The 17,507-nt window shown below is 64.8% G+C and carries 12 protein-coding genes; 7 read left to right on the forward strand and 5 right to left on the reverse strand.

Features of this window, described 5'->3' with window-relative positions; all coding sequences use genetic code 11:
* The 5 genes from FJZ36_06880 to FJZ36_06900 all read right to left on the reverse strand — a co-directional run bounded on the left by FJZ36_06880 (position 1) and on the right by FJZ36_06900 (position 6,922).
* Positions 1-957, reverse strand: coding sequence for a hypothetical protein (locus tag FJZ36_06880; GenBank protein MBM3214622.1), 957 nt, complete (start codon positions 955-957; stop codon positions 1-3).
* Positions 958-981: 24 nt separating this feature from the next.
* Positions 982-2,250 carry a hypothetical protein gene (locus FJZ36_06885; GenBank protein ID MBM3214623.1) on the reverse strand — a complete coding sequence of 423 codons (1,269 nt, stop codon included), beginning with the start codon at positions 2,248-2,250 and terminating at the stop codon, positions 982-984.
* Positions 2,251-2,414: 164 nt separating this feature from the next.
* Positions 2,415-3,299, reverse strand: a complete 885-nt coding sequence (locus tag FJZ36_06890) for a hypothetical protein (protein ID MBM3214624.1) — start codon at positions 3,297-3,299, stop codon at positions 2,415-2,417.
* Complete coding sequence (locus FJZ36_06895; protein ID MBM3214625.1) at positions 3,194-5,287, reverse strand: choice-of-anchor C family protein; 2,094 nt, start codon at positions 5,285-5,287, stop codon at positions 3,194-3,196. The genes FJZ36_06890 and FJZ36_06895 overlap by 106 nt, the downstream gene beginning before the upstream one ends.
* A 156-nt stretch (positions 5,288-5,443) precedes the next feature.
* A complete protein-coding gene (locus FJZ36_06900; protein ID MBM3214626.1) occupies positions 5,444-6,922 on the reverse strand; it encodes a hypothetical protein in 1,479 nt (492 codons plus the stop codon).
* Positions 6,923-6,989: 67 nt separating this feature from the next.
* Here FJZ36_06900 and FJZ36_06905 point away from each other — a divergent pair, with 67 nt between their 5' ends.
* The 7 genes from FJZ36_06905 (at position 6,990) to FJZ36_06935 (ending at position 17,295) form a co-directional block, all read left to right on the forward strand.
* Positions 6,990-10,487, forward strand: a complete 3,498-nt coding sequence (locus FJZ36_06905; protein MBM3214627.1) for a hypothetical protein — start codon at positions 6,990-6,992, stop codon at positions 10,485-10,487.
* Positions 10,488-10,588: 101 nt separating this feature from the next.
* The gene (locus tag FJZ36_06910) at positions 10,589-12,133 is read left to right on the forward strand and encodes a T9SS type A sorting domain-containing protein (protein MBM3214628.1); all 1,545 of its coding nucleotides are present in this window, start codon (positions 10,589-10,591) and stop codon (positions 12,131-12,133) included.
* A gap of 30 nt (positions 12,134-12,163) precedes the next feature.
* The gene (locus tag FJZ36_06915; GenBank protein ID MBM3214629.1) at positions 12,164-13,351 is read left to right on the forward strand and encodes a hypothetical protein; all 1,188 of its coding nucleotides are present in this window, start codon (positions 12,164-12,166) and stop codon (positions 13,349-13,351) included.
* Between the two features lie 108 nt (positions 13,352-13,459).
* Positions 13,460-14,788 (forward strand): sulfatase, encoded by a 1,329-nt coding sequence (locus tag FJZ36_06920; GenBank protein ID MBM3214630.1) that lies wholly within the window; start codon positions 13,460-13,462, stop codon positions 14,786-14,788.
* 107 nt (positions 14,789-14,895) lie between these two features.
* Positions 14,896-15,867, forward strand: a complete 972-nt coding sequence (locus FJZ36_06925) for an aldo/keto reductase (GenBank protein MBM3214631.1) — start codon at positions 14,896-14,898, stop codon at positions 15,865-15,867.
* Positions 15,837-16,748, forward strand: a complete 912-nt coding sequence (locus FJZ36_06930; protein ID MBM3214632.1) for an ABC transporter permease — start codon at positions 15,837-15,839, stop codon at positions 16,746-16,748. Before FJZ36_06925 ends, FJZ36_06930 begins: the two co-directional genes overlap by 31 nt.
* The gene (locus FJZ36_06935) at positions 16,741-17,295 is read left to right on the forward strand and encodes a phosphatase (GenBank protein MBM3214633.1); all 555 of its coding nucleotides are present in this window, start codon (positions 16,741-16,743) and stop codon (positions 17,293-17,295) included. Before FJZ36_06930 ends, FJZ36_06935 begins: the two co-directional genes overlap by 8 nt.
* The last annotated feature ends 212 nt before the right edge of the window (positions 17,296-17,507 follow it).

The raw sequence follows: 17,507 nt of genomic DNA on the forward strand, positions 1-17,507 counted from the left end.
CTACTGGACTCGTGGCATCGATCGCTTCTCTCGCGCCACTTCGAGGACCGCCTCGATGTTCTCGACCGGCACGTCGCCCTGGATCGCCTGTGCCGGGGACAGGATGTATCCACCGCCCTCGCTCATCATGTCGCGGATGCGGCGCGCCTCGTCTCGCACCTCGTCGGGCGTCCCGTACGGGAGGGTCAACTGGGTGCTGATGCCGCCCCAGAACGTCAGGCGGTCGCCGTAATCCGCCTTGAGCTGGGCGATGTCCATGCACTCCGGCTGAACCGGGTTCAGCACGTCCAGCCCCATCTCCAGCAGTCGCGGGATGAGTACATCGACGCATCCGCACGAGTGGAGCCAAACGTCCTTGCCGTAGGAATGAACCAGATCGTACTCGCGGTGTTCTCCGGGCGCGATCATGTCCTCCCAGACCGCAGGCGACATGAGCAGCCCGCGCTGGGAGCCCCAGTCGCTGCCCAGCAGGACGCCGTCGATCTCGTCGATGTGGAGGAAGTTCTCCAGCATGACCATATTCTTATCGACGATCCGCGTGCAGAGCTTCTTGGCGAAGTCGTAGTCCGCCGCCATGTCGGCGAGGAAGTTCTCGATGCCCCTCGCCGCGTTCGCCTTCTCGAAGTGGCTCCCCCAGATGGTGACGAGGAAGTACTTGTCGCTTTGGTCGCGCCGCGCCTTGATGTGGTCTTCGAGTCGGTCGTAGCTGCCGCTTCCCATGACGGTCGGCGGCGAGTTCGGCGTCGCCTGTCTGCGCCAGTCGGAGCCGAGGCGGTGCCATCCCCACCAGGGCACGCCGATGCTCTCGATGTCGTTGTCCAGCCATGCGCCGACGTCTTCGACGCCGAAGGCTTCGCATATCTGCGTGTTCGTTTCGCCGGTCGTCATGATCGAGTACGGAACTCGGTCCGTGTTGCGGTGCGCGATGGCGGCCTTCACGTATTCTCGAGACGTCATGCGACCCGGGTCCTCCGTTGACAGTTAGCCACGAACCTCATCGACGACTTCGCGCGCGATCTGCACCCACCTCGCCGCGCGCTCCGGCTCGCCGACGAGCGTGTGGATGTCTTTCATCACGATCTCGAGGCTGCACTTCTCGGCGACTCGCAGCGTGTGCCGGAGGTCGTCGCGGATGGCGTCCTCGTGCCAGACCTCGGTGCTGATGAGCGTGGGGTTCGGCTTGCGTGAGAACACGTACCGATCCGCCAACGCGTCCGCCATGAACTCCTCGTCGCACCACGGTGAGACCGACACGCTTCGGAGGTTCTCGAAGCCCTTGAGCACGTGCCATCGGTTGTGGACGGGCTCGCAGCACCCGTAGTAGCACATGCCGAAGCGTTTCACGACATCGTGCTGGTAGGGGAAGACGAACTCGGCGAACTGGTCGGGCCCGACGCCGACCGTCTCCTGCGACTCGGAGAGAACCCACAAGTCCTTCGCTCGCACAGCATCCCCGTTGGCAGCGCCGTTGACTGGCAGCTCGCGTGTGTAGCCACGCGCACCGGAGCCGATGTAGTCGTTCTCGTTGTTGAGCGAGAAGAGCTCCTCGCGTTCCAGCCAGTCGGCGAAGGAGATGAGGTCGTCGCGCAGGAAGCCCATCAGCCGGTGGAGCCCTGCCGGGTTGTCGTACATGGCGAGCATCAGCCCATCGATGCCGAGGAAATCGATCGCCGTCCAGGTCATGCCGACGGTCCACCAGAACCCGCCTCGGATGCGGACATCGAGGATGCCGTCGAAGACGTGCTCGAGGTGCGCCTTCCATCGAAGTGTGCTCTCGCGGTCGACGCTGAACGTCCGGGGCTTGAGCCTGTCGAAGTCGCGGTCGATATCGACGATAGGCGCGTCCCACCGGTACGCGCCAAAGACGCCCGGGACGTCGCTGCGCACCTTCTCTGCCGAGACGCCGTAACCGGTCGCCGACACGTTCCAGTTGCAGTTGATGAACGGCTCCACAACGGAGTCGTCGGCGATGTGCTCGTGGTGGTAGATGGAGCGGCGGAACCCGTATTCCAAGCCGCGAGCCCAGCCCTCCTGACACTGCACGACCGAACCGGGCACAAGCCCCTGCAGCGCCTCATGGGACTCGATCATGATGACCGGCCGATTGGTCTTGAGGTCGTTGTGGTCGAACCAGAGCTTCCGCCGCTCGACGTTGACGGGCGATTCGGAGATCTCCCGGATGCGGCTCGCCAATGACCGCAGGATCTCGAGATCGGATGGCAGGGCTTTCCATTCCGGCGGCGCGCTCATCGTCTCTCCTCCTCCGAGCGGCGGAACACGACGCGCGCCCATATGACGCGCCTCCTGATGCATAGCCGAGCGGTGAACGCGTGCCCATGCCGCCCGGCCACTGGAGACGCGAAGCGGGCAGGACGCGTTCCCTGCCCGCTCCCTCCGGTAATCTGAGATGCCGGCTACTTCCGAATGACCATCCGTCGCGACGCGTGGTACGAGCCAGCGATCAGCTCGTAGAAGTACACGCCGTTCGCGACCTTCTCGCCGAACTCATTCCGCCCGTTCCAGTAGGCGGCAGCGCCTCGCGCGTGGTGGTACTCGGCGTCGCGGTACCCAAGGTCGAGCCTCCGAACCGCCTCGCCTTGCATGTTGTGGATGCGCACGACGACCGTGCTGCCCTCGTGGAGCTCGAACGGGATCCACGTCTCGGGGTTGAACGGATTCGGGTAGTTGGGTAGCAGCCGAGCCGTCGCGGGCCGCGCCGACAGGTTCACGGTGACGAAGGCACGCCGCATGTCGTCGGACGTCACGCGGCGGTCAGCGCGCGCTCCCAGTGCGTAGCCGGCTGGCGTCACGAGCTCGAAGCGCAGCAGATCGGATTCCTCCATGACGCCGCGCTTGATGGCGTCCACGAAAGACGCCGCGAAGCGGCCGTCCTCGCCGATGGGAACCTCGACCGCCCCACCCGTGCGCGCGTTCAGTACGGGCAGCAACGTTCCCGGCGGCAGAACGACGGCGTCCTCCAGCTGCCCACCGACCGCGAACGCCCAGACGGGTTCGGTCATACTCGACGGAGCCGCCGCGCCCTCGATGGGCACGCCGAGCGGAACTCCTTCCATCGCGACGGCCGTCGGGAAGAGCATGTTGATGACGTAGCCCTTGCCACCTTCGACCGGGAAGTCCTCGCCGAAGAGCAGCGTCCCATCGCGTCCGATGGCGGTTCGGAACCTGCCGTCCGTCATCGCGATGGCGATCGTCGATCCCATGCGGATGAGATGTCGCGCGCGAAGTTGACCGCCGTCCGCGTGGCGCTTGCCGTGAACGTCCACGACTCGGTCCGCCAACCCATGTTTGCCTTCGTGTGACCTGTCGTGTCGAAGGTGAAATCCGCCGATGCGCCCGCTGCCGAGGCGCGCATGCGCATCACTCGCGGACCGCCCTCCGGATTGCCGGATAGGTCGAACATGACGTTGTAGGTGTGTCCAGGCACCGTGCCGATCTCTGTCGAGACCCCGCCGGCAGTGCTCCCGTTAAGGTCGATGCTCCGCGTACCTGCCGATGCTTCCCAGTACCCGTTGATGTAGTCGACGTTGCCTCGGCTCACCGTCCAGGCGGCGATCGCCGTGGACCCGGCCGCGATCTCCACGAACGAGCCACCGGGAACGGACACGCCCTCCTCAAAGCTGCCGTTGGGAACGAGGTTGGCGACAACCGCGCCGCCCGTTGGCACAAACGACCAACTCAGGATGTCATGGCTCTCGTGCGCTCCTCCTGTTGCCGCCGTGAAGCCCACCCACGCCGAGCCGTGATCCAGGAACAGCGTATCCGGCAGTCGCAGCGGGACGGACAGGATGGGCTTCGTAAGGTCGTTGAGGAACACCTGGAACGACCCCGGCGCGTAGCGAACCAGAACGGTGTGCGTCGCGCCGCTCGCCAGGCGCGGAATGTCGGACGTCGACGCGAGCGCGTACGCGTGGTCCGTGCGGTTCACTTTGATCCGCGCTGTATGCAGGCTGATGTGGTTGTCGTCGGGGTCGGGGAAGTCGCTGTTGTCCCACGTGTCGAACTCGACGGCGAGGCTGTTGGCGATTCCGCTATACCCGATGCCGCCGCCAAGGTCTCCGAGCGCGAAGGGCTCCGAGTTCTGGATCACGAACGCCAGTCCATCCGCGCCGCGGTCACCGAAGTCTGTGATGCGGAAGCGGAACCGCGACTCGAATCCGCCGGCGACGGGCAGCTTCGTCGTAGACCAGGCGGCTCCGACTTGCCAGTTGGCGGGCTGCGTCAGCCGCAGGTACCCGCCGCTCGTGATGGCATCGCCGACGACCGCCAGCGGGTGGCTGAACTCCGGGTGCGGGAAGATGCTCGGCTCAGCGGAGCGCGCCAGGACGATGACGCCGCGACCGCGCAGCGCGGGAATGTGCTCGGAGATGGACGCCGCGCTCAACGGGTTGTCGCGCAACTCGATCGCGTCGCCGGACGACAAGCCCGGGTTTGCCGCGAGCGGGCTGATGTCGGCGACCATGTTGAAGCTCAGGTCGAGGTCGGGTGTCTCCCACTCGTCGCCTTCCCCAAGGTGTACCATGCCTGCCAGGGGCGACACGTCTGCGATGTGATTCCGGCTCGCGCGGAGCAGTACAAGGTTCGTCAGCCCGCTGAGGGGTTCCAGGCTGACGATCTCGTTGTCCTGGACAAGCAGGCGCTTCAGATTCGTGAGGCCCGCGAGTGGCGACAGGTCAGAAATGCCCGTACTCCACAGGCCGAGCCCCTCGAGGTTGACCAGACTGGACAACGGAGTCAGCGTGCCAAGCAGGTTGTTGCCCAGCGCGACATCCTGCAGGTTGGTCAATGACGCCAACGGCGAAACGTCGTGGATGCCAGTGCCGGATAGCCAGAGATGAGTGATGTTGGTCAGTTCGGCGAGCGGGGCGATATCGCCAAGCGGATTGTACTCCAAACCAAGCTGTCGCACGTGGACCAATCCCGACAGGATGCGTGCGTCCGTGATCCCGTTCTCAGGGAGATAGAGTGTGTTCAGGTGCTCGAGCCCCGCCAGTGGGGATACATCGCGGATCGCGTTCTTGCCGAGCCCAGCCATTGTCAGATTGACAGCATACTGAAGCCCTTCTAGGCTCGTGATGCCGCGCTCCCACGCGTAGATGCCTTTAAGGCTTGCTCGTGCAGTGTCGGTGATCTCTGTCGCGGGAAGCCCCGTCGCTTCGCTCAGCGCCGCCGCGAGATTCGGGTCCGGAATCGAGACGACCGCCGCGCGCGCAGCGACCGATGCAAGCGTGAACAGAAGCACAGCCACGATGCGGACGTATCGGCACATCGCGTCTCACTCCTTGTGGGCACGTTGCGCACTCCGTCGGCGAAGCCGACCTCGCTGACGATTCCCGGAGCCGGGGCTCGACACTGAGTTCGCTGACGAGCTCGATACTGCGAAGCCGCCCGTACGTCAACGCGCATGTTGCCGCGACAGCTACGGTCATCCGACTGCGCGGACCTTGTCCTCGTCGGCGTCTAGACCGCGCAGGAAGCCGTGGCAGGCGTCCGTCAACTCGCGAACGCGGTCGGCGTTGCCGTCGGCGACGTTGGTCGTCTCGCAGGGGTCGGCGGACAGGTCGTAGAGCTCCGGCGGCACAGCGCCGTCCTGCCCCAGCACGAGCGACCATCGCCCGTCCGTGACGCTGATCTTGGATCCGTCGCGTCCGCGCCCGATCTGCAGCGCCTGAGCGGATACGGCGATGTCACGATCCCACGACGCATCACGGTGCAGCAGCGGTACAAGGGACTTGCCGTGAGCCACGTTCGGCACGGGGCGTCCTGCCAGTTCCAGGATCGTCGGCATGATGTCCGGCGGCTGGACGAGCGCCGAAACGCGCCTGCCGCCTTGGATGCCGGGCACGCGGATGAGCAGCGGGATGTGGGACACCTCGCGGTAAAGGGGCCAGCTACCCCGGTCGTCGTGGTCGCAGATGTTGGACTTCCCCGTGCGGTTGTGCTCGCCGAGGTACATGCCATGGTCCGCCATGAAGAAGACGGCGGTGCGGTCGGCGATGCCTGTGTCCTCGATCATGCGCAGCACTCTGCCGACGTGCTTGCTGACGAGCGTCACTTCGCCCGCGTAGTGCGCTCGAAGGTTCCGCAGCTCCTCGGGCGTGTAGTCCGACGCGGGCCCGTAGTTGGGATGGAACATCGGGACGCCATCGTAGTCGGGATCGTAGAGCGCGACCATGTACTCGGGTGGGTCCCAGGGCTCGTGAACGTCGAAGCAGTCCACCCACAGAAAAAAGAGCTCCGTCTGGTAGTTGTGCTCCAGCCATTGACTCGCCAATCGGCACGTCTTGGCGACGAACCGATCCTCCTCGGAGTGCCACAAATGATGGTTCTGCCAGGCGTGCACGTTGGCGAGGACGCCGTCGAATGGGAAGGGCCGCTGACGGGTCTTCGCGTTGGGCATCTTCTCGACGACGGGATGGTTCATCCACGTCATCGGCGTGTCGCCCTCCTGTCCCCGCGTCCAGACGGCTCCGTGGAATCCTCGGTCGAAGTTGTAGTCCGCGCGCATCATGTGGGGCGTGTCGATGATGAGTTGGCAGATGTATCCCGCGCCTGAAAGCTGCGGCGCAATGACGACCGCGCGGGGATCGAGCGGCTTCCACCCGTAGAAGGGGAACCCGTACCTGCCCGTGAACCAGTCGGTTCGCGTTGGGATCGTCGGAAAGGACGAGACATAGCAGTTGTCGAAGCTGACGGCGGTCGAAGCGAAGGCGTCGAGCTCCGGCGTCTTGATCCACGGGTTGCCGTGAGCGCCCAGGTGGTCGTAGCGGAAGGTATCGGAGACGATGACGATGATGTTGAGGTCGTCGGGGATGGTTCCAGGCATGTGCAGCCCTCCTGGGCGCACCATATCAGTGCGAATGTCACCGATCAAGGCGTCGAGCGTCGTTGCTTGAAAACGCACCGGCGCGGTGCTAGCCTAGCTTCGGCACAACAGAGCTCGCATTCCACGGGATTCGATCGGGATGATGATGACCCTACTTGGCACGGTTCTCTCCCTGGCTTACGCCGCCCCTGCACCCGCCGTCAACGAATGGGCAGCCGGCTACGCGGACACGCTCGCCGACTTCGTCGCTGATTTCGATCGAGCCGCCGCCGAGAACACGCTCGAAACGAGCGTGTCGAACTCGCAGAGCGGCGGCATCGCGATGCCATCCATCTTTCAGCATCCGCGCGAAGCAGGAGACGCCCGACTCACCTACGAGGTGGCTCTGCCGGAAGATGGCGGCGAAGCGCGTCTCATCCTGGCGTTTGCGCTGGGTCTTCGCGACGGAGTTCGTCTCGACGATCCGAAGACGCCCGTCGACGGCGTGCTCTGCGGCATCAGCGTCGACGGTCATCGCGTCTTCGAAGCGATCGTCCACGAGCCGGGCTGGCGCGAGCACTCCGTCGATCTGACCCCCCTCGCCGGACGAACCGTTCAACTCACGTTCACGGCGAACAATAACGGAACGCCGAACTACGACTGGCTGCTCTGGGGCAATCCGCGCCTGTATCGGCTGTGGACCGAGACCAAGAAAACCGCGCCTTCGCGCCTGTCAGCGGGCTTGGCGCTGCTGACGGGGCATGACGGAAGGGCGTCGGTCCGGCGCTTCCTGTTGGACCGCGCCGAGGCGGTCGAGGACGCCGTCGATGACCTGGCATCGGAATGGCGCGGCGAGTCGATTCAGCGGATCGAGCTCTTCGCGTTCCTGCCCAAGGTAGCGATTCGGAGCCTCTCGTCGGCTCAGCATCTGCTGTTTGCGGGCAAGGACTACACGGTGCGGTGCGCCGTGGAGAACGTCGGCGACGCGCCGGTCGAAGATTTCCACCAGATATCGGCGGGAATCAGCGGCGCGGCGCTCCGCCGGGGAAGGGCGGAACGGTCCATCGGCTCGCTCGACATCGGCGAGGTCGCCCAGCTCTCGTGGCACATGCGCGGAAGCCAACGACGCGACTCCGTCGATGTCACCGTGTCGCTGAAGAGCGCCCTCGACGGCATCGTGGGCACGCCCACGCGGACAGCATCGCTGCGGTTCCAGCGAGCGCTGCCTCCGCTGCCTGCGCGCACGTCGAACGAAGTGCGCAGCGTCATCCAGTCGGACTACGCGCTGCTGGAAAACTCCAACGTGCGGATCGCCTTCGTCGAGAACGACGGGGCGTTCCACCACTTCGTGCTGTTCGCCCAGAAGGGCAACCACCTTCAGCAGGTCGCCACGTCGATGCCGATCTCTCGCGTGGTCTACCTGGACAGGCACGGCGAGGCGCAATCGCTCGACTTGGTCCCGACGCGGATCACGATGGGGGGTTCCAGCGACGGCGATGCGTCCCTGCTGTTGTCATCGCAGCAGACGGACGACGACGGCGTCGTGTGGGACTTCGAGGCGGCTTTCACGCTCTACGACGAGTCGAAGCGCATTCGGACACGGTACCGTATCCGTCCGAGCGAGAAGCGACGAGTCCTCCATTTCGCGGGTCCGATGCTCCGCGTCGGCGATGGAACCGATGGCGACAAGAAGGAGTTCGCGCTTTTCCCCGGGCTGGAGTTCCTGGAAGGCGACGAGGTCTCATCGAGCACGCGCGATGCTGCACCCCCGATCAACACGCGACTCGTGCCGCATCCGTACAAGATCACGATCCCGATCATGGCGGTGCAGCAGGGGGAGACGACGACGGGCGTGCTGTGGGACCCGCTGTCGCCGTGGGGACGCGATGGCAAGGGTCTGTCGCCGTTGTTCGCGTCGCCGAACTGGTTCGACGGTCAGGACAACCACCTCATCGGCGTGTTTCTCCCGACGGTACCGGACTGGGTGGGCGAGAACGAGGTGCTCAGCCGCGAAGGGTACGTGGTATCGGAACTGCCGCTCGAGCTGCGCGCGCAGATCTTCACCGACTCGCGTGGGACCATTCTCGACATCCCGGACATCTGGGTTGATGCTTACGGATACCCGAAGCCGGAGGATGCGCCGCGCTCCGACGAGGAAGAGGTAGCCCTGTCGCGGCACGGGTTCCTCGTGTCCGCGTGGGACGAGGAGACGAGGAAGTCGCGGCACTGCGTGGACTGGGCTCCGGCGAACGCTCCGGGGTTCGCGACGCTTCTCTGGTATGACTACCTCGCCACCGGCGACCCATCGGCGCGTGAGCGCGTCGAATTGATCGCTCGTCAGACGCTCGAAGAGCAAGGGCCCGCCGGGCTGGCGTCTCCGGCGAACTGCCACATTCTGCGGTGGGAGTTCCCCTTCTACTACGGACACCTGCCGGGAGCCATCGTCGGCGCGCGACAGCAGGTCCAGGGGATGATCGCGTCTCAGAAAGACGACGGAAGCTGGCGGTTCAACCCGACCAGCGACCAGACGCGGTCGCTGGGCGAGGCGGGCGATGCCGTGATCGGGACGTGCGCCGGCAACGCGCTACGCGTGCTCAAGTTCGCTCGCGTGACCGGCGACGAACGCGCGCTTCGTTCCGGGATCAAGGCGCTGGAGTTCATGGATCGGTTCGCGGTGCCTCGTGGGGCTCAGGGATGGGAGTGTCCGCTCTACGAACCGGACATCCTCGCTGCCGCCTATGCCGTCGGTGCGTATCTCGAAGCGCACGCCATCACAGGCGAAGCCGTTTACCTGGAGAAGGCGGAATACTGGGCGCGGACCGGGTTGCCGTTCCTCTACTTCTGGAACGTGCCGGACCGACCCGGGATGCGGTTCGGCTCCATACCGGTATTCGGGACGACGTTCTACACACACTCCTGGTTCGGTGTGCCGGTCCAGTGGAACGGCTTGGTCTACGCCTACTATGTCCAGCGTTTGTCGCGGTTCTCGGACTACCCGTGGCGGCAGGTCGCGGAAGGCGTGACGATGAGTGCGATGCACCAGCAGTGGACGGACGGCAAGCTCAAGGGCACCTACCCCGACGGGTTCTACGGGTTCTGCACCGAGGGCAAGGGTCCGCACATCAACCCGGAAGACATCATGGTGAACCTGTTCGCCGTGCGCGGTCACGACCCGGATATCTCGACCGGCATCGTGACCACGGAAGCCGGGGAACGGATCCACGTCAGTTCCGGCGCGCGAGTGAGCGACGTGGAGACCCGGAACGAGCAGCTTCGGTTCACACTGTCCGGGTTGGGGCGAGAAGACGCTCACGTGCTGGTTGGGAACCTCTCTCGGATGACCGGGGCGCGCGTCGACGGCGAGCCGATCGAGGAGCGCGGATCCCTCGCAGAGGGCCCTGGGTGGCTCTACGACGCCGAGCAAGGCTTGGCGTTCCTGCGCGTGCCGCAAGAGCGGGAGTCGCACGTCGTCGTGCTGGATTGGTTCATCGAGGCTGAGGAACCGGAGAGCGCCGTACCCTCGGAGTCCCAGGAGACGGACGAGCCGTCCGCCGACGTCGGCGAGCCGGATGCGCCGCACGACGAGCCAGCGCCGATGGATGTGGACGAAGTCGAGGACTCGCCAGACGAAACCCCCACTGACGGCGACCCGTTGAACGAGTAGCCTTCTCCCCGCGTTTTCACACATGCGAGCCGGGACGGACCGGCTCGAATGCGGCGCTGGGTCCGTACTCCGGGCCCGCTCTCCGTTCGGGAGTCAACGCAGTGAGTAGACGGCAAGCGCTCCTCCTCTCGATTGCCTGCTGGTGCTCGGTCGCCGGTGTCGTGTTCGCCGCGCAATCGGTCGACGAACAGACGGTTTCGCTCGTCCAGAAGACGCCTACCCAGGAAGCGGGCCCCTTCTTCCTCTTCGGCAAACCGTTTCCGCTGCAAAAGGGCTTCAGCGTCCGACTGACGATGGACGTGACCCACCAGGTTCGCGTCGATGTCGGAGACCGGAGTCTGTCGTTCCAAGGGGTCGGAGGCGACGTAGCCGGGTCCGGCTTGGTCGCGCTTCAGGGCGGGGAGATCTATCAAGTCGTCGAAACGTACACGTTCCGGGCGACGGTGGACTCGATCTTCATCCGTGGCGAGTTCCCGGTCGAGGTCCAGGCGAAGTGGAACCTGTTGGCGCTCGATACCGGCGTTTACGCTTTCGCCATCAGCGGACACGCGCGCGACCTAACCGTGAACGTCACCGGCGACATTGCTGGCGGCACGGAGCTCAAGGCGCTGGGTTCCACCGTGGACGTCGAGGTCGAGACGATCCGCGACATTCCCGGCGGAGAGAAGCTCGTCTACGGCGGTTCGTTTACAGGCTTCCTCGACCGCACGTCGACGCTGACGTACACCGGCAAGGTCGTTCCCGACTGGGACGTGAACTCGGACGGCAGCGTCAACATCGTCGATCTGGTGCTGGTGGCGCGGAAGTTCGGCGAGGTCGGAGTCAAGACGCGCGAGGACGTGAACGGCGACACGGTCGTCAACATCATCGACCTGGTGCTCGTGGCGCGGCACTTCGGCGAGTCGCTGATTCTGCCGGCTGCGGCTCCTGCGCTGGCAGCCGATGCCGAGGCGTCGGTTGGGCTCGGCTATCGGCGGCTCGGGGACGGTTCGATGCAAGTGGACGTACAAGCCAACAGCCTGACGCGCCTTGCGGGAGCGGATGTCACGTTGGCGTTCGACCCGTCGGCGTGGTCGCTGGCCGATGCGCGCGCAGGAGCCGCGTTCTCGACGCCGTTTTCGTGGCGGCTGCCTGCGTCGGATGGAATGGCGCGACTGCTGACCGTTGCGTTGCCCGTCGATGGCGACACGACGCACTCAGGAGAGGTCGCTCGCTTCACGTTCCGACCGCTGACGCCGAACGCGGCAGTCAAAGGTTTCTCGCTGCGGCAAGTCGCGCTGAGCGACGCGCGAGGGCGGATCGTCCTAACGCGGATGGAGCCTCCAGCGCGGTTCGCACTGCCGACCGGTGCGCAACGGTTAGCGGTGGGACAGAACTACCCGAATCCGTTCAACCCGGAGACGTGGATTCCCTTCTCGATCTCCGAGCCGACTTCCGTGCGGATCGACATCTTCTCCGAAGCGGGCGACCTCGTCCGCACGCTCGACCTCGGCACGCTCCCTGCCGGCGCGTACGCCTCGCCTGACCGCGCCGTCCGCTGGGACGGGGAGAACGACTCGGGTGAACCCGTCGCCAGCGGCGTGTACGTCTATCGTCTGACGACGGGAAGCAACAGCCAGACTCGACGGATGGTCGTGGTCAAGTAACTGCATCATTCGCAGCGAGACAATGAGACTATGGATGCGCGCGACCGCACGGTCATCCTACTAGGCGCTGGCGCGTCGAGCGCGTCTGCGCACTGTCTTCCGGTGATGAAGGGGTTCTTCCAGGAAGCTTGCGGCATCAAGCCTACGCCCGAACTCAAGACAGGGCTTGAGTGGCTCTACGGAAGAGAGACGCAGCCTGAGGACATGAATCTTGAGGAGGTCATCGCCTTTCTCGACATGTCCGAACAGCATCGCGAAGGGGCAACCTTCAAGGAGCTGGATGCAACAGACCACCTGGTCCGTCTGCGCCGGGAGCTTGACCGTTTCCTCCGCCGACGCCTCACTGTGGAGTCACCGTGGCACTCCTTAGACCCTCACAGCGTGGGTTACGGCCAGACACCGCGCAAGTTCGGCGACAGCCTGCATTCCGCTCTCTTCGATGCACATCTGCGCCGCGACAACGACACGTTCAGGATAAACACGCTCGTGACGCTGAACTACGACCTTGTTGCCGACTACGCCCTCAGATGCTTGGAGACGTGGCGCAGCTGGCGCCGCTCCGGAGGAGTTCTCCCAAGCAGAATGGAGCTTCAGGCCATTCTGAGAGGCACCAGACGATCGCCAGAGCACTGGGACGCGAACACCACGCCACCTGGATGGTATCTGAAGCTCCATGGATCACTGGACTGGGTGTCTTGCCTGAATCCTGCCTGCCCGCACGGCCGCCGGTGCTTCAGCGTGGAGTTCGACAGACAGCCAGGACACGATGACTGGTACGGTGTCGGCGTGCTTCCCGCCGACTACAATCAGAGCCTGCCATGTGTCTGTGGTCATGCGTACCGGCTCGTCATCGTCCCGCCGACGTATGCCAAACGGTACGAGGGTATGCCGATGATTGAGCGCGAGTGGCGTCTGGCAGTTCAGCAGCTTCAGGGCGCCAAGCGTGTCATTGTAGTTGGTGTGTCGTTCGCGCCTTCGGACGTACGGCTTGCATGGCTGGTACGATACGGGCTGCTGGGCGCCTCTGCGGACGGGATCCAGATCGACCTTGTGTACCGGTGTCAAGATAATGCTGACCCCATGGAGCACGACGTCTACGCGCGGGCCCGAGCGCTTGTGCCACACGCTACAATCCGGCCGTTCCCGAACGGTCTGAGGGCGTACCTGGAGAGCGAAGGCCTGCTCGAACAGTGGAACAAGCGCTCGGCTGACGCCTAGCCAAGGTGCGATCGACCGACACGCTGCCTGCCCGTGAATCGCCTTTCCGTCACCAGACCGATCGTCTATGATGCCGTCGAGTCGTCCTGCCCGACAGGAGAACGCTCGATGGCATCCAAGCGCCCGAATCTGCTCGTCTTCGCCGTGGACAGCCTACGCGCCGACCATATGAGCTGCTACGGCTACAAGCACTACACGACGCCCCACGCCGACACGCTCGCCCGCGACGGCGTCCTCTTCGAGAACTGCTTCAGCGCCTACATTCCGACGACGCCCGCCTATACGTCGATGCTCACGGGTCTGGATGTCTTCTCGTCGGATGTCGTCAGCCTGCGGCACGAGAACCCGCTGTTCCCGGAGATTCGCACGCTGCCGCAGATGCTGAGAGAGCACGGCTACGTCTCGGCGTGCATCGGTCACGGCGAGGGGCTCTGGAAGGGGTTCGACACCTACGAGAACTACCAGGCGTGGATGAGCTGGGAGGATCGCCCCGGGCTCAAGGCGCACAACCTCAACGAGGTCGCCATCCCGCGCCTGAACGCGCTGGCAGCGTCCGACAAGCCGTGGCTCCTCTACCTGCGCCACATGGATCCGCATGCGCCCTATCTGCCGCCGTCGCCTTTCGACCGGATGTTCTACGACGGCGACGAGTTCGACCCCGCGAACGAGTCGATGGAGCCCGTGTGGGCGTTCAAGCCGTTCGCCGAGTTCCTCAAGTCGTGGATGCCGCCGGGACTGACCGACAAGGACTACGTCATCGCCCAGTACGACGGCGAAGTCGCCTACATGGACGCGTGCATCCGCCGCATCCTGACGCGGCTGGACGAGCTCGGGCTCACCGACGACACGATCATCATCTACAACAGCGACCACGGCGAGACGCTCTACGACCACGACATCTACTTCGACCATCACGGGCTTTACGATGTGACGCTCCACGTGCCGCTCATCGTCAAGGGCCCCGGCGTGCCGGTCGGCAAGCGCGTGTCGGGTTACACGCTCCACGAGGACTTCGTCCCGACGGTTCTCGACCTGCTGGACATCGAATCCGACATCGCGTTCGACGGCAAGAGCGTCCTGCCGCTCATCCGTGGCGAACGGGCGACGAACTACTCGGAGTTCTACATCACCGAATGCACATGGATGCGGAAGCACGGATGGCGCACGCCGGAATGGAAGTACTTCGAGTCGCTGGAACCCGACTTCCACCACAAGCCGCCGTTCGAGCTCTACAATCTCATCGACGACCCGGATGAGAACCACAACCTCGCCGCGACGGAGCCTCAGGTCGTCGAGCTGTTGCAGAACCGCATGAACGCCTGGATCGCCAAGCGGACGGCGGAGACGGGAAGACCCAACCCCATCCTGCGGTACAACCTGGGCATGAATCTGTCCATCGGGTCCATCGCGACGGCGAAGAAGCTGCAGGAGAAGTAGCGGCGAGTCACGGCGCGGCATCCGCCAAGTCGCGAACGCGTTTGCCGCGTCGAGCTCGGACGTGCTATCGTGACCGCTGACCAGCGCCACCAGCAGGAGCCAGAGCCATGTCTGACCGCCGCATCGATCGGAGAGGGTTCCTCAAGACCGTCGGGGCGGGTGTCGCGCTGGCTGGGGCGGGAAGCCGAATGCGCGTCTCCGCAGAGCCGACGACGTCCGCGCTGGAGACGCGTCCCCTGGGGAGCACGGGCTTCCGCGCCTCGGTGCTGGGGATCGGCGTCGCGCCGCTGGGGATCAAGAATACGGGGGCTCCCGAGTTCGAGTCGGTCGTGGACGCGGCTCTGGACGCCGGGATCAACTACGTCGATGCCGCGCCCAACTACGGGAATGCCGAGGAGCGGCTCGGACCCGTCATGGCGCGTCGGCGCGACGGACTGTTTCTCGTGACCAAGGTCGAGGAGCCCACGAAGTCAGGCGCGATCCGCCAGATCGAGAATAGCCTCCGCCAGATGCGCACCGACCGGATCGATGCGGTGCATCTCCACAACATGGGCGGCTTCGACGCCGACGCCGTGATGGGCCCCGATGGAGCCCTCGCCGGGATCGAGGACGCGAGGGCGCGCGGACTGGTGCGGTTCGCAGGGATCAGCGGGCACATGCGACCGAACTCGTTCCTCCGAGCGATCGAGAGCGGGCGCATCGATCTGGTCATGCCCGCGATGAACTTCGTCGACCGGCATACCTACAACTTCGAGGAGACTGTCCTTCCGGCTGCGCGGGAACGGCACGTCGCCGTCGTCGCGATGAAGGTCCTCGGCGGAGCCATCGGAATGCGCTACCATGTGCCGACACCCGCACTCCTCACGGGCGAGCACTACAAACGCGCGATCCGGTACGCGCTGGAGCTCGAAGGCGTGTCGTCGCTGGTGATCGGCATGAAGTCCGTCGATGAACTGGAAGCCGCCCTCCGCGTCGTGCGCGAAGCCAAGCCTCTGTCTGTGGACGACCGCCAAGCCCTGGCACGAGATGGGAAGCGGCTCGCCGCCGAATGGGGCGAGCACTTCGGTCCCGTGGCGTGATGGAACTGCTCGCTTCACTTCTCGGCGCGACGATCCGACTGTCCATCCCGATCCTGCTGGCGGCTTCCGGCGAAGTGATCGTCCAACGTGCAGGCGTCATCAACATCGGCCTCGAGGGCATGATGCTGGTCGGCGCGTTCTGCGCCATGGCGGGCTCGTACGCTCTCATGGGCGGCGGATGGGTCGATCTGGCTCCATGGGCTGGGCTGAGCCTGGCAGCTCTTGCGGGGCTGGTTGCGGCTGCCGTGTTCGCCTACTTCTGCGTCATCCGGCGTGCGGATCAGATCGTCACCGGAACCGCGATCAACCTCACCGCGCTGGGTCTGACCGCCTTCCTGAACCGGATGTCCTTCCGCGATGTGACGTCCGTCGTCGGGTTCGGACCCGAAGCGCGGATCGTCCTCTACGCGCTGGCGTTCGTCGTGGTCGGCGTGGTCCACGGGTTCCTGACGCAGACGCATCTGGGGCTTCTCGTGCGGGCGACCGGCGAGCACCCGAGAGCCGTCGATACGGTCGGCGTGTCGGTCGTGCGGCTGCGATTCGCGGCGATTCTCGCGGGCGGATTGCTCGGAGGCGTCGCAGGAGCGTATCTGCTGCTCGCCAATGTTCCGACCTTCATCGAAGGCATGTCTTCGGGACGCGGATTCATCGCCATCGCCATCGTCATCTTCGGCCGGTGGAACGCGCTCGGAGTGCTATTGGCTTCGCTCTTCTTCGGACTGGCGGACGCTTGGCAGGTGCGGATGGAGGCGATGGGCGTCGGCGTGCCCGACGAGTTCCTCAAGATGCTGCCCTATCTCCTGACCATCCTCGTGTTGGCGGTTCACGCCGGGCGGACGCGAGCCCCGGCAGCGATGGGAGTGCCCTACCGACGTGAATAGCCGCCAGCGACCTATGCGCCGTGAGTACCGCTGGTACGCCGCCGTGCGATACCGGCTGACGCGACTCCTCCGCGACCTCTGGTACGTGCTGGACCGACGCCATCGCATCACCGCGTTAACGGACTCCGTCTACATCGGCGGCGAGTTGACGCCGGAACGTGTGGCGTTCCTGCGGCAGGTGGGCGTTCGTGCGATGGTGAGCCTCCAAGCCGAAAAGCTCGACTCGATGTCGGGTCTGGACGCGCATCTCTGGCTTCCCAGCCTCGACGGGAGACCCCCCAGCGTCTCGCAGTTGGTGCTTGGTGCGCGGTTCGTCGCCGGACAGGTCGCTGGCGGCAAGCCAGTCTACATCCACTGCCATGCCGGGGTCGGCAGAGCCCCGACGATGGGAGCCGCCTACCTGGTGCTCATTGGCGCAACGCCGTCGGACGCGCTGGCTCAGGTGCAGGCGACACGCCCCTGGATCTCGATGAACCACTACCAAAGGCAGGCGGTGACTGACTGTTCGCGTCTCCTCGCATCCCGCCAGAACGTCCTGGAAACCTGACCTCATTTGCTAAGTTGTGACATACGAGAACCGGTTAGAATGTGGGTTAGAATGTGGATCAGAATCACGGTCTCTGGATGGAGTTCTGACCATGCTACAGGATGTTCTCCGCGTGTCCGACCTCGCGCCGTTCGTCCGGGGGATTTTCGCCGAAGATGAGACGCTTGTGTGACGGGTTCTTCACGGCATCCTGCGGGCAGCGTCGCCCCGAC

The organism is Candidatus Poribacteria bacterium, from assembly GCA_016866785.1.
In the GTDB taxonomy this organism is placed as follows: domain Bacteria; phylum Poribacteria; class WGA-4E.